Below are 12,287 nucleotides of genomic sequence, written 5' to 3' on the forward strand. Positions count from 1 at the left end.
GCGAAAGATGGTGCGAGTGAGGATCCCCCAGATCGGTTTGGTGGCGACCGCGGCCGCCCTGGCCGTGGTCGTGACCGGCTGCGGCAACGGCACGAACAGTGCGCAGCCCCAGCCACAGACCCAGACCCAGACGGTCACGGCGACGGTCCCGGGCGGCTCGGCCCCGAGCCAGGAGCCGGATGCGACCGGACCGGCCTCGAGCGGCGCGGTGTCCGGGCAGAACATCGGGAACAACCTGTGCAAGTCCAGTGATCTGAAGTTGTCACTAGGGCGCGGGGACGGGGCCGCCGGAACGGTCTACCGTCCGCTGATCTTCACCAACACCGGTGACCACCAGTGCGTGCTACAGGGCTTCCCCGGGGTGTCCTATGTGGGCGGTGACGACGGGCACCAGATCGGCGCGCCCGCCTCACGTAACGGTGCCAAGGGGGCGGCCGTCACGCTGAACAAGGGCGAGTCCGCCTTCGCCGACGTCGGTCTCGTCAACGTGCAGAACTACGACGCCGCCACCTGCCGGCCCGAGCAGGCGCGCGGCCTGCGCGTCTACCCGCCGCAGGAGACCCAGTCGATGTTCCTCGACCTGCCCTCCACCGCCTGCGCGAACCCGGGCATCCCCGGCAACCAGCTCACCGTGAAGACCATCGAGAAGGGCACCGGCCCGCAGTAGAAAACGCTTTCGAGCCCCGTCGGTTCAGAGGTGGTCGCAGAGGTCCCGTGCGGCCTTCAGATGGAAACGGCCCGACGGGTCCCCGAAGTTCAGACTGATCACCATCCGGCTCACGCCGTCCAGGTGGTCCGCCAACGACTCGTAGACCGGGCTCTCCGCGGCCGCCGCCGCGGAGAGTTCCCGGGCCGCGACGACATGGCGGACGGTGCCGGGGTCGACCGCGGACTGTCCGGTGCCGTTGGCGTAGCCGTCGGGCAGGGGGCCTGCCCTGGTCAGCGCCCCGCAGGCCGCCCTGGCGTCCTCGATCGCGCCGTCCCCGCTGCCGGAGACCCGCCAGAGCAGGCCCACGACGGCGATGCCGATGACGAATCCGGTGGCCCCCGCCAGCACGAGCGGGCGGCGTGACACGGCCAGCTCCTTCGGCTCCACTTCGTCGTGGTCGGTCCGCATAGCGCATTCCAGCACTTGGACCGCCGCACGGCCAGCATCGCGTCCGTCCCGTTATCTCCGGTGTCCGTAATGGAGGAGTCCGCGCCTGCCTAGCCCCAGCCCAGGTCGTGCAGGCGCTCGTCGTCGATGCCGAAATGGTGCGCTATCTCGTGGACGACCGTGATCAGCACCTCCTCGGCCACCTGCTCCTCGGTTTCGCACAGGCGGAGGATCGGGCGGCGGTAGAGGGAGATCCGGTCCGGAAGCACCCCGCCGTAGTCGGAGGTCCGCTGGGTCAGCGCGACACCGTGGTACAGACCGAGGATGCCGGGGTTCTCGTCGTTCTCCTCTTCGACGAGGACCACCACGTTGTCCATCGCCCGCGCGAATTCCGGCGGGACGGCATCGAGGGCTTCGGAAACCAGCTCTTCGAAGCGGGCCCGCGACATCTCCACGGGCATGGCGTCAGTTACCGCCGCCCGAACCGGACTGCCGGGTCTGTCCCGGTTGCCCGCCCTGCTGGTTCGGGTCCTGCGGCGCGTCCTGCGCGGCCTGCCGGATGCTGCCGGTGATCGGGGCCAGGCCGCTGTTGTCCGGCAGCTTCGCCCCGACCTTGCAGTTGACCAGGGTCGATCCGGCGTCCCAGCTCTCCTGTTCCCGCAGGTCCCAGGTCAGCGTGAGCTGCTGTGCGGTGAGATCGACCCCGCCGGCGTAGCGCTGCACGACGTTGTTGCACTCGGTGTCCAGCCAGGTCTTCTGGTCCTTCTGCGCCGGATAGCCGCTGGTGAAGCGCGTTTTCAGGTCGAGCTTGCCGACGATTTCGTAGGCGTGGGGCTGCGTGCAGGCGATCGGGTTGCCGACGGTCTTGCCCGCGAGCGCGAGGCAGGTGCCGGGCTCCCACACCGCGGCCTGCGACTGGCCCGCCACCGGACCGGTGATCGGCTGCAGTGCGCCGCCGGGTGCCGCCCACTGGAGCACGCACCGCATGTCCCGGTCGCCCGCGGCCCACTCGTCGTTGCCCGGCCGCAGCGCGCTGACGGTGAACCTGCCGTAGGGGTCGAGTTTTTCGTGCAGATAGCCTTCGGTGCCGTCGGTGCACTTGTTCAGCGCGATTTCGCGCCACTGGTCCACGGTCGGCGCCGGTGCTCCCGCCGGGTACTTGTCGGCGATGTTCACCACACCCGTCACCTCGTACAGATGCTCCTGCGCACAGGGAACGAGGTGGATGTCCGACGCGTCGGGCTGCTTCCAGGTGAGGCAGTTGCCCGCCGCGGAATGGAACGAGGCCTTCGCCTCCGGCGACTCCTCAACCTTGCCGCCGCCGGTGATGCCGCTGCCCGAGGAGAAGGCGACGCTCAGCGACAGGGCCAGTATCGCCCCGAAGAAGCCACCGACCATCACCAGCCGGGTACGCAGCGTGTTACTTGCCAAGCCGTCTTTGAGCATCGCGCTCAATAATGCCCGCGTCGAGACCCAAAGACATCCCTCGGGTGGCTAGTCTGTGTTCGATGACCGAAGACACCGCGCCGGAGGGGCAACAACCACCGGCGGACCACGCAGCGCGGGGCTCGATGCGGTTCCAGGACCCCGAGTCGACGAAGCCGCGCGAGCCGACGCTCGCCGAGCAGCGCGCCCGGCAGAAGGCCATCGCGGAAGAGGAAGAGCGCGAGGCGGCGCAGGCGGAAGCCGAGCGCAAGGCGGCAGGCAGGCGCAAGGTGCTGATCGGCAGCGGCGTCACGGTCGGCCTGGTCGGTATGGTCGCCGCCTGGTACCTGGTGGGCGTGCCGAACGAGACCACCGCCGTCTGTACCGACGCCAACGGCGTCGTCGTCCCGGACGACAACTGCGACGAGACCTACCTGACCAGTCACGGGGGCCATTACAACGCCGGGACCGGTTTCTGGATTCTGCCGCTGGGCGGCAACGCCTACGGTCAGTACCGCTACAACTACGGCGGCTCGGGCCGGATCGGCTCGACCGTGGTCGGCGGCAGCTACACCAAGCCTTCGGGCCACACCACGGTCAAGACCACTTCCGGCAAGACCGTGCAGCGCGGCGGTTTCGGCATCAGCGGTAAGAGCAGCAGCGGTTCGTAACCGCCTGGCGGTGCGGGTCTTCGCGTTGCCGTGCAGGACTCCCCTCACGGCACGGCTCGTCCGGCGCCGGGCGGTTTTTCCGGTATGAGTCGCGTCGAACAAGGGTGGAAAAGCAGTGCGCAGAGGAACGAGCGCCCCGCGCGGGGACTGGCAGCGCATCGTCGAGGAACAGGGCCTGGTCTTCGGTAGCCCCGCGCGCTACGGCGACGGGAAGGTGCGGCCCTACTGGGACGAGTCGGTGCACTACGTCCTGGAGATGGACGAGGTGCTCTCCCTCGAGGCGGACGTCGAACTGCTGCATTCGATGTGCCTCGAAGCGGTGGACAACGTGATCCTGACCGAGCGCTACGCCGAGTTCGGCATCCCGGAATGGGTGTGGCCGCACATCGCGGAGTCCTGGAAGCGCCGCGACCCGCACCTCTACGGGCGCTTCGATCTGCGCTACGACGGCAGGGGCCCGGCGAAGCTGCTCGAGTACAACGCGGACACCCCGACCTCGCTGCTCGAAGCCTCGGTGCTGCAGTGGCACTGGAAGACCGAGGTGTTCCCGGACGACGACCAGTGGAACTCGATACACGAGAAACTGGTCGAACGCTGGCAGGAAATCCGCGGCCTGCTCCCGTCCGGCGAGTTGTACTGCACCTGGTCCACCGCCGACCCGACCGGCGAGGACCACATCACCATCTCCTACCTGCAGGAGACCGCGGCCGAGGCGGGCCTGGACACGATCGGCCTCGCCATCGAGGAGATCGGCTGGGATCCGGTGCTGAAGCGGTTCGTCGATTTGGCCGAGGCGCCGATGAACACCGTGGTCAAGCTGTACCCGTGGGAGTGGGTGGTCGACGAGGAGTTCGGCAGGCACGCGGTGGAGACGCTGCCGCGCACGCTGTGGATCGAACCGCTGTGGAAGATGTTGCTGTCCAACAAGACCCTGCTGGCGATCCTGTGGGAGAACTACCCGGGCCACCCGAACCTGTTGCCCGCCTTCACGGATGACCCCGGCCTGCTCACCGAGTACGTGCGCAAACCGAAGCTCGGCCGGGAAGGCGCGAACGTGCAGATCGTGGCGCCCGGGTACGAGACCGAAACCCCCGGCGTCTACGGGGCCGAGGGATACGTCTACCAGGCCTTCGACCCGCTCCCGGAGTTCGACGGCTTCCGGCCGGCGCTGGGTGCGTGGATCGTGGGCGACAGCGCGGCGGGCCTCGGGATTCGCGAGACCTCGGGGCTGATCACCGACGACGGGGCGGCCTTCGTGCCCCACCGCATCCCGGAATCGTGATAAACACCCCGAAACACACCGAATCGACCGGGAGATCACGTGACCACCACCCTCGCGCTGGCTGACAACTTCGGGCCCGACCTCGTCAGGGGGATCGGCGCGATCCTGCTGTACGGCGTCGTCGGGCTGTTGCTGATGCTGGTCGGCTTCTACGCGATCGACTTCACCACGCCGGGCAAACTGTCCGCGCTGGTGCGCCAGGGGCTGCCCAACGCCGTCATCGTGACCGCCTCGGGCATCCTGTCGATGGCGTTCATCATCGTGGTGGCCATCTTCAACTCGGCCAGCGATCTCACCGAGGGCCTGATCACCTCGCTGGTGTACGGCCTGCTCGGGATCGTGGTGCAGGTGTTCGCGGTCCGCCTGCTCGAATGGGCCACCCGGATCGACATGCGTTCGGCGATCGAGCACGAAAAGCTGGCCCCCGCCAGCTTCGTGGTCGCGGCGGCACATCTCGCTCTGGGGCTCGTCGTGGCCGTCGCCATCTCCTAGGCTGAGCTGTGTGCGGCTGCTGAGGACACCGGAAGACCGGTTCGCGGACCTGCCCGACTTCGACTTCCCGGCGCTCTACGCCGACATCGACGACCCCAGAGAAGGCATCATCCGGATCGGCTACGTCGAGGCGGGGCCCGCGGACGGGCCGGTCGTGCTGCTCCTGCACGGCGAGCCGAGCTGGTCGTTCCTGTACCGCAAGGTGGTGCCGGTGCTCGCCGACGCGGGGCTGCGGGCGATCGCGCCGGACCTGGTCGGGTTCGGCCGCTCGGACAAGCCCGTCGAGGCCGCCGCGCACACCTACGCCCGGCACGTGGAGTGGATGCGGGCGCTGGCCTTCGACGCGCTCGATCTTCGCGAGGTCACCCTGGTCGGCCAGGACTGGGGCGGGCTGATCGGACTGCGTCTGGTGGCCGAGCATCCCGGCCGGTTCGCCGGTGTGGTCGCCGCGAACACCGGACTGCCCACCGGCGACCAGGACATGCCCGAGGCATGGTGGGCGTTCCGGAACGCGGTGGCGAAGGCGCCGGTGCTCGACATCGGCCGGTTCGTCCAGTCCGGTTGCCGTACCCGGCTGCCCGACGAGGTGCGCGCCGCCTACGACGCGCCCTTTCCCAACGAGCTCTACAAGGCGGGCCCCCGGGCGATGCCCGGCCTGGTGCCGACGAGGCCGGACGATCCGGCGTCCGAGGCCAACCGGCGCGCCTGGACCACACTGTCCACTATGGACATACCGCTGCTGTGCGCCTTCTCCGACGGCGATCCGATCACCTCGCCGATGGCCCCGGTCCTGCGGCGCGCCGTCAGGGGCGCCGCGGGTCTCGACCATCCGACGGTGCCGGACGCCGGCCACTTCCTGCAGGAAGACGCCGGCGAACGGCTCGGCGAGATCGTCGCCCGGTTCGTCAGGCGAGGGTGACGCTGCCGTCCGGCTTGATCTCGGTGAACCCGGTGTAGGGCACCAGGGCCTCCGGGACGCCGATGGACCCGTCCGCGCGCTGGTTCTGCTCGACGAGCGCGACCAGCGTGCGGCCGATCGGCAGGCCCGAGGCGTTCAGCGCGGCCACCGCCCCCCGCTTGCCGTCCTTGCCCTTGCCGCGGATGTTTGCGCGCCGCGTCTGGAAGGTGCCGGTGTCCGAGGCGCTGGAGATCTCGCGGTAGGTCTGCTGGCTCGGGATCCAGACCTCGATGTCGTAGGTGATCTGCGCGGAGAACCCGATGTCCCCGGCGGGCAGCTTGATCACCCGGTAGGCGAGGCCGAGCCGCCGCAGTGGCGCCTCCGCGTGGCTCAGGATCTCTTCCAGCGCCTCGCGGGACTTCTCGGCGGCCACCAGCTGCACCAGTTCGACCTTCGAGAACTCGTGCTGGCGGATCAGGCCGCGGGTGTCCCGGCCGTAGGAGCCGGCTTCCGAGCGGAAGCACGGGGTGTGCGCGGTGTAGCGCAACGGCAGCTCTTCCAGCGGAAGGATCTCGTCCGCGTGCAGGTTGACCAGCGGCACCTCGGCGGTCGGGATGAGGAAGAGCTCCCGGTCGGCCACGCCGGTGCGGAACAGGTCCTCCTCGAACTTCGGCAGCTGGCCGGTGCCGGTCATGGTCTGCCGGGTGACGAGCGCGGGCAGCGAGAACTCGGTGTAGCCGTGCTCGCGGGTGTGGATGTCGAGGAAGAAGGCGGCCAGCGCCCGCTCCAGTCGCGCGCCCGCGCCCTTGAACACCGCGAAGCGCGGGCCCGAGAGCTTCGTGGCGCGGTTGAGGTCGAGAATGCCGGACCGCTCGCCGAGATCCACGTGGTCGAGCGGGGTGAAGTCGAACTCGGGCGGCGTGCCCCAGGCGCGGATCTGCTCGGCGAACTCCTCGGTGGCGCCGTCGGGCAGCTCGTCCAGCGGGAGGTTCGGAACGGCGAGCAGGAACTCCGTCAGCTCGGCCTCGATCCGGCGGTGTTCGTCCTCGAGTTCGCCGATGCGCACCTTGAGCTGGCGGGCCTGCTCGCGCAACTCGGCGATGTCCTCGCCACGCCGCGCCGCGGCCTGCACGTCGGCGGCGGCCTTCTTGGACTGGGCCCGCGCCTGGTCGCCCTCGCTGATGACCTCGGATCGCCTGCTCACCAGCTTGCCGAGGCGGTCGGTGTCGAGCACATACCCGCGACGGCGCAGCTTGGCGGCCGCGTCCGTCCCGGGATCGAGCAGCAGGCGGGCGTCGTGCATCGGTACTCCAGGTACGAGCCGGATTGGTCACCTCCAGCGTATCCACCGCGACCAGCCCGTTTCCGCAGCACCCGGGGGTGACCACTTTCGTGCGAACCCGCGTCACCGTTTCGGCCCGTCCCCGTTCGCGGACACGCTAGGTTCGAGCCGCGGAACATCGGTTCGGGGAATCTTGTCGAGGAATCCGGGAGCGCCGTGCGAGGACGGATCGCCGTGGCGGGAAGCCTGCTGCTGGCCACCGCCTGTACCACCGCGGTGCCGGGAACCCCGCACCCGCAGACCGGCCGGGTCACCAAGGTGCCTGCCGCCTCGACCGACCCGTGTTCGGTGATCACGAACGACGAGGCCGCCGCCGCCGGGCTGAGCGCGCCCGGCGAGCCGAAGCCGGGCCGTCCGGAGAGCAGGGTGCCGCCGGGCTGCGTCTGGCACTCCGGCAAGCCGGACGGCTCGACGGACGACGAGATCACCGTCTTCTACAGCACCGACCTGCCGGTCGGCGACTACTACCCGAGTCGGCCCGACGGGCACGAGCAGTTCGGCGGGATCACCTGGGACCACTACCGGGGCCCGCTCGGGGACGTCGAGTGCGACTTGGCCGTCACCCTGTCGTCGAAGTCCTTCCTGGCCCTGTCCGGGCAGAACTACGCAGACCCGGCGAAGGCCTGCGACGTGGTCCGCAAGATCGCGCCGATCGTGGCCGGGCACCTCGCCCGCTAGGGTCCGTCACGAGATGGACCGGAGCCGGGCGTGGGGGCGGCGGAGTTCGTCGATGGCGTGTTCCGTCCGGTCGTCCGCGGGGAGGAAGACGACCAGTTGCTGGGCGTCCGCGGAGAGTTCGAGCGTCTCGCGGAGCAGGTGGAGTTCGTGCCCCGCCGGGTGGTTGAGCCGGAGAACTCCCCGCTGTGGAACCACGTGGCGGCTCAGGCGGCGGGTGAAGTCGGGGCCAGCGACGGGGGCGAGTTCGGCGGTGAACCACTCGGAGTTCTCGACGGATGGTCCGAGCCACAGGTCGAAGGCCTGCTCGTCCGCGACCTCGTCCCAGTCGGCGAAGAACGTCCGGGCGCGGGGGTCGGTGAAGACGTAGCGGGTGAGGTTCGGGTTTTCGGCGTCGAGCAGTCCGGTCCCGCCGGTCACCAGCTCGAAGCCGCTGGTGCGGGCGAGGACGTCGCCCAGCCGGTTCGTCACCACGGCGATGCCCGGTTCGAGGAGGCGGAGCGTCCGGAGGACGGACGGCCGCACCTGCCGGAGCGGCGGTGCGGGCCGGGCGTGCGCGGAACACTCACCGCCGGTGATCTTCGCGAGGTAGCGCAGGTGGTTGCGCTCCACCGGGTCGAGGCTGAGCGCGTCGGCGAGTGCGTGCAGCACCGCCACCGAAGGATTGCGGTCGCGGCCCTGCTCGATGCGGGTCAGGTATTCGACGCTGATGCCCGCCCGCGAAGCCAGGTCCACGCGGCGCAGCCCCGGTGACCGGCGGCGGCCGCGTTCCGGCAGTCCCAGCGATTCCGGCTGGATGCTGTCGCGCTTGGTCCGGAGGAAGTCCCCCAACGGCGTCCCCATACGGCGAGCATAAGACAGTTCCCGCCGGTCGCGGAGTGCTCAGCGTGGCCCTGCGAGGGCCAGCCTGCGCACGGTCTGGTTGCGGCCGCGGTCGCCGCCGATCGTGGTGGACATGGAAGACACGCACAAGCTGTTGATCATCGTGGGAAGCGTCCGGGAAGGACGGTTCGGTCCGGTCGTGGGTTCCTGGGTCGCCGAGCAGGCCCGCGAGCACGGTGGTTTCGACGTGGACGTCATCGATCTCGCCGACATCGACATCCCGCTGGCGCTGCCCGCGGCGTCACCGAAGTACGCCGGCGACAGCTACCCCCGGCCGGCCGGGATGGCGGCACTGACGTCGGCGCTGGAGGAGGCCGACGCGTTCATCGTGGTCACCCCGGAGTACAACCACAGCTATCCCGCGTCCCTGAAGGCCGCCATCGACTGGCATTTCACCCAGTGGACGGCCAAGCCCGTCGCCTTCGTCAGCTACGGGGGCGCGGCGGGCGGCCGACACGCGGTGCTGCACCTGGAAAACGTGCTGACGGAGTTGCACGCGGTGACCATCCGCGACGGTCTGGCCTTCCCGAACTACTTCACCGCGTGGGAGGACGGCCGCCCGCTCGATCCCGGCGCCCCCGGATACGCCAAGACCCTGCTCGACCAGTTGGGCTGGTGGGCGGGCGCGCTCCGCTCGGCGCGCGAGGCCGCTCCCTACCCCGCATGAGGACGGAGACGATGGACTACGTTCCGCTCGGGAACACCGAGCTGATGGTCAGCCGGGTGGCGCTGGGCTGCATGGGGTTCGCCGATCCGTCGCTCGGGGTCAACCCGTGGGCCCTGGACGAGGAGGCCGCGGCTCCGATCTTCCGGAGAGCCGTCGAGTCGGGCATCACCCTGTGGGACACCGCGAACGTCTACGGCGGCGGCACCTCGGAGGAAATCGTCGGTCGTGCCGTCAGGAAGTACTCGCGGCGGGAGGACCTCGTCATCGCCACCAAGGTGGGACTCCCGATGCACGACGGGCCCGGGGGTTCCGGGCTGTCGCGCAAGGCGATCCTCGATCAGGTCGACGGCTCGCTCACGCGACTCGGCACGGACTACATCGACCTCTACCAGATCCACCGGTTCGATCCGAAAACCCCGGTCGAGGAAACGATGGAAGCCCTCCATGAGGTGGTGGTGGCCGGGAAGGTCCGCCATCTCGGCGCCTCGTCGATGTGGGCGTGGCAGTTCGCCAAGATGCAGTACACCGCCACGCTGAACGGCCACACGCGGTTCGTGTCGATGCAGAACCAGTACAGCCTCGTGCAGCGCGAGGATGAGCGGGAGATGTTCCCCCTGCTCGCCGACCAGGGAGTAGCCAGCCTGCCGTGGTGCCCGCTCGCCAAGGGACGGCTGGCCCGGCCCTACGGTCAGGTCACCAGCCGCTCGGCGAGCGATCCCGTGGGACAGCGGTCCTTCGGCGACGTCGATCGCCCGATCGTCGATACCGTGCAGCGGATCGCGGCCCGCCGTGGCATCCCCATGGCCCGCGTCGCGCTCGCCTGGGTACTCGGCAATCCCGCCGTCGCCGCGCCCGTCATCGGGGCGACGAAGCCCGCTCACCTGGACGACGCCGTGGCCGCACTGGCCGTCGAACTCGACGACGACGAGATCGACGAGCTGGAGCGTGCGTACACCCCCCGTGAGCCGACCGGGTTCTGAGAGGCTGGTTCGGACCAAGACCGAGGAAGCCGTCATCCAAGGCGACATCACGGCCGTTCGGTCCGTGGTCGTGGACGTGGCAACCGACTGGACGATCACCGACGTCGTCGAGTTGCGGCGCTGGGCCGGCGAGTGCGCCCTGCCCGGTGGGAAGCTCAGCGGCGCCACCGAGTTCGAGCCGTTGCCCGGGGGACGGGAGTGGTGCGCGTGTTGGTGGAACGGGGTCTGCTGGTCCGCGTGCCGGATGAGGCCGACGCCCGCGCGTTCCGGCTGTCGTTGACCCCCGAGGGCCGCGACCTGGGCCGCCTCGCCACCGCGGCCGCCCGCGACATCGACGCCCGGTTCTTCGGCCCGGATCCCGAGTCCTGGCGTGACGCGCTGCGGTCGGCCGCCGAACCCCGCATGCTCCGCCGCTCGGGAAACGGGAAACACAGCCTAGTCGACCCGGGCCGGGATCCGGTCCGCGACGACCTTGGCGATCTCCAGTGCGCTCGTCGCGGCCGGGGAGGGCGCGTTGAGCACGTGGACCTGGTGCGGCGCGGTTTCGATGAGGAAGTCGTCGACCAGCGAGCCGTCGGGCAGCAGCGCCTGGGCCCGCACGCCCGAGCCGTGGCGCACGATGTCGTCGGGCCCGATGGCGGGGACGAGCCGGGCGAGGCTCGCCGCGAACCGGCGCCGCGACAGCGAGCGCAGCACCTCGTCCATGCCCGTCGGGTAGGCGTACCGGCGGGCCAGGCGCCAGGAACCGGGGAAGCGCGCCACGTCGGCGAGGTCCGTGGGGGAGATGTCACGCCAGCGGTAGCCCTCGCGACGCAACGCGAGCACGGCGTTGGGGCCCGCGTGGACGCTGCCGTCGAGCATGCGGGTGAGGTGCACGCCGAGGAACGGCAGCGAGGGGTCCGGCACCGGGTAGATCAGGCCGCGGACCAGGCCGCGCCGCTCGGGCCGCAACTCGTAGTACTCGCCCCGGAACGGCACGATCCGGGCGCGCGGGCTGATCCCGGCCAGCCGCGCCACCCGGTCCGAGTGCAGCCCGGCGCAGTTGACCAGCGCGTCGGCCCGGATCACTTCGCTGCCGGTCGCGACCTCCACACCGCCGGTCCGGCCCGGGCGGATGGCCAGGGCCGGGGCGCCGAGCCGGAGATCCGCTCCCCGTTCGGTGAGCAGGCGCACCAGTGCGTCGCAGATCCCGGGGAAGTCGATGATGCCGGTCGAGTCCACCCGGAGCGCGCGGACGCAGGTGACCTCGGGCTCGTAGTCGTGCGCCTCGGCCGGGCCGATCAGCCGGGCCGGCACCCCGTTGGCTTCGGCGCGCTCCGCGAGGACGTGCAGTGCGGGAAGCTCGGCCTCCTCGGTGGCGACCACCAGCTTGCCGCAGACCTCGACCCCCACCCCGTTCGCCCTGGCGAAGTCCACAATGGAGCGGTTGCCCGCCACGGAGAGGCGCGCCTTGGCCGAGCCGGGCTTGTAGTACAGACCGGCGTGCACCACGTTGGAGTTGTGGCCGGTCTGGTGCGCGGCCCAGCGGTCCTCCTTCTCCAGCACCGTCACCGCGGTCCCGCGGCGGGTCAGTTCCCACGCCACGGCCAGTCCGATGATCCCGCCGCCGATCACGATCGCTCGCTGCACCACGCGGCCAGCCTAGGTTGCCGTGCCCGGGGCGGGGTGACCACGGGCCCGACTGCCGTCTTCAGCCCAGGGTGAGCCGGACGGCGATCCGGTCGGCGTCGAAGGCGGTCCGGTCGGGCAGCAGGCCGTGGTGGCGGGCAGGCCAGCGGCAGACGATCACGTTCAGCGGGCGGCCGAGTTGTTCGTTCAGGCGCCGCAGGAATCCACTCGTCTCGCCGCCGTCGAACGGGCCCTGCCCGGCCTGGAAG

15 protein-coding genes and 1 pseudogene are annotated in these 12,287 nt (G+C 70.2%); 9 read left to right on the forward strand and 7 right to left on the reverse strand.

The genetic code is table 11. From position 1 onward, the window contains the following. The first annotated feature begins 7 nt into the window (after positions 1–7). On the forward strand, positions 8–667 hold the full coding sequence (locus tag FNH05_RS00225; protein ID WP_144584675.1) for a DUF4232 domain-containing protein: 660 nt from the start codon (positions 8–10) through the stop codon (positions 665–667). 24 nt (positions 668–691) lie between these two features. Here the strand turns inward: FNH05_RS00225 and FNH05_RS00230 are convergent, their stop codons facing one another. The 3 genes from FNH05_RS00230 to FNH05_RS00240 all read right to left on the reverse strand — a co-directional run bounded on the left by FNH05_RS00230 (position 692) and on the right by FNH05_RS00240 (position 2,542). Beyond that, positions 692–1,117: a hypothetical protein gene (locus tag FNH05_RS00230; protein WP_144584676.1), complete on the reverse strand. Its 426-nt coding sequence runs from the start codon at positions 1,115–1,117 to the stop codon at positions 692–694. Between the two features lie 89 nt (positions 1,118–1,206). Next, positions 1,207–1,557, reverse strand: coding sequence for a metallopeptidase family protein (locus tag FNH05_RS00235; protein ID WP_144584677.1), 351 nt, complete (start codon positions 1,555–1,557; stop codon positions 1,207–1,209). 4 nt (positions 1,558–1,561) lie between these two features. After that, complete coding sequence (locus FNH05_RS00240; RefSeq protein ID WP_246127356.1) at positions 1,562–2,542, reverse strand: septum formation family protein; 981 nt, start codon at positions 2,540–2,542, stop codon at positions 1,562–1,564. 62 nt (positions 2,543–2,604) lie between these two features. Here FNH05_RS00240 and FNH05_RS00245 point away from each other — a divergent pair, with 62 nt between their 5' ends. The 4 genes from FNH05_RS00245 to FNH05_RS00260 all read left to right on the forward strand — a co-directional run bounded on the left by FNH05_RS00245 (position 2,605) and on the right by FNH05_RS00260 (position 5,885). Next, on the forward strand, positions 2,605–3,192 hold the full coding sequence (locus tag FNH05_RS00245) for a hypothetical protein (RefSeq protein ID WP_144584678.1): 588 nt from the start codon (positions 2,605–2,607) through the stop codon (positions 3,190–3,192). Positions 3,193–3,307: 115 nt separating this feature from the next. Then, entirely contained in the window at positions 3,308–4,474 is a 1,167-nt protein-coding gene (locus tag FNH05_RS00250; protein WP_144584679.1) for a glutathionylspermidine synthase family protein, read from the forward strand. A 39-nt stretch (positions 4,475–4,513) separates the two neighbouring features. After that, on the forward strand, positions 4,514–4,966 hold the full coding sequence (locus FNH05_RS00255; protein WP_144584680.1) for a DUF350 domain-containing protein: 453 nt from the start codon (positions 4,514–4,516) through the stop codon (positions 4,964–4,966). A gap of 10 nt (positions 4,967–4,976) precedes the next feature. After that, positions 4,977–5,885, forward strand: coding sequence for a haloalkane dehalogenase (locus tag FNH05_RS00260; protein ID WP_144584681.1), 909 nt, complete (start codon positions 4,977–4,979; stop codon positions 5,883–5,885). Here FNH05_RS00260 and serS read toward each other — a convergent pair. After that, positions 5,872–7,167 (reverse strand): serine--tRNA ligase, encoded by a 1,296-nt coding sequence (serS, locus tag FNH05_RS00265; RefSeq protein WP_144584682.1) that lies wholly within the window; start codon positions 7,165–7,167, stop codon positions 5,872–5,874. The genes FNH05_RS00260 and serS overlap by 14 nt on opposite strands. A gap of 195 nt (positions 7,168–7,362) precedes the next feature. Between serS and FNH05_RS00270 the strand changes: the two genes are divergently transcribed. Next, complete coding sequence (locus FNH05_RS00270; protein WP_144584683.1) at positions 7,363–7,884, forward strand: DUF3558 family protein; 522 nt, start codon at positions 7,363–7,365, stop codon at positions 7,882–7,884. 6 nt (positions 7,885–7,890) lie between these two features. Here the strand turns inward: FNH05_RS00270 and FNH05_RS00275 are convergent, their stop codons facing one another. After that, positions 7,891–8,724 carry a helix-turn-helix domain-containing protein gene (locus tag FNH05_RS00275; RefSeq protein ID WP_144584684.1) on the reverse strand — a complete coding sequence of 278 codons (834 nt, stop codon included), beginning with the start codon at positions 8,722–8,724 and terminating at the stop codon, positions 7,891–7,893. Positions 8,725–8,836: 112 nt separating this feature from the next. Here FNH05_RS00275 and FNH05_RS00280 point away from each other — a divergent pair, with 112 nt between their 5' ends. The 3 genes from FNH05_RS00280 (at position 8,837) to FNH05_RS00290 (ending at position 10,690) form a co-directional block, all read left to right on the forward strand. Then, positions 8,837–9,430, forward strand: a complete 594-nt coding sequence (locus FNH05_RS00280; protein WP_144584685.1) for an NADPH-dependent FMN reductase — start codon at positions 8,837–8,839, stop codon at positions 9,428–9,430. Continuing rightward, complete coding sequence (locus FNH05_RS00285; protein WP_246127363.1) at positions 9,427–10,410, forward strand: aldo/keto reductase; 984 nt, start codon at positions 9,427–9,429, stop codon at positions 10,408–10,410. The genes FNH05_RS00280 and FNH05_RS00285 overlap by 4 nt, the downstream gene beginning before the upstream one ends. Positions 10,411–10,480: 70 nt before the next feature. Next, positions 10,481–10,690, forward strand: a complete 210-nt coding sequence (locus FNH05_RS00290; RefSeq protein ID WP_222426462.1) for a hypothetical protein — start codon at positions 10,481–10,483, stop codon at positions 10,688–10,690. A 155-nt stretch (positions 10,691–10,845) separates the two neighbouring features. Here FNH05_RS00290 and lhgO read toward each other — a convergent pair whose 3' ends face one another. After that, positions 10,846–12,042 (reverse strand): L-2-hydroxyglutarate oxidase, encoded by a 1,197-nt coding sequence (gene lhgO, locus FNH05_RS00295; RefSeq protein WP_425458404.1) that lies wholly within the window; start codon positions 12,040–12,042, stop codon positions 10,846–10,848. A gap of 58 nt (positions 12,043–12,100) precedes the next feature. Further along, a pseudogene (locus tag FNH05_RS37695) lies at positions 12,101–12,287 on the reverse strand (hypothetical protein); the annotation flags it as partial.

The sequence above is a fragment of the Amycolatopsis rhizosphaerae genome, from assembly GCF_007713715.1.
GTDB classification, from domain to species: Bacteria; Actinomycetota; Actinomycetes; order Mycobacteriales; family Pseudonocardiaceae; genus Amycolatopsis_E; species Amycolatopsis_E rhizosphaerae.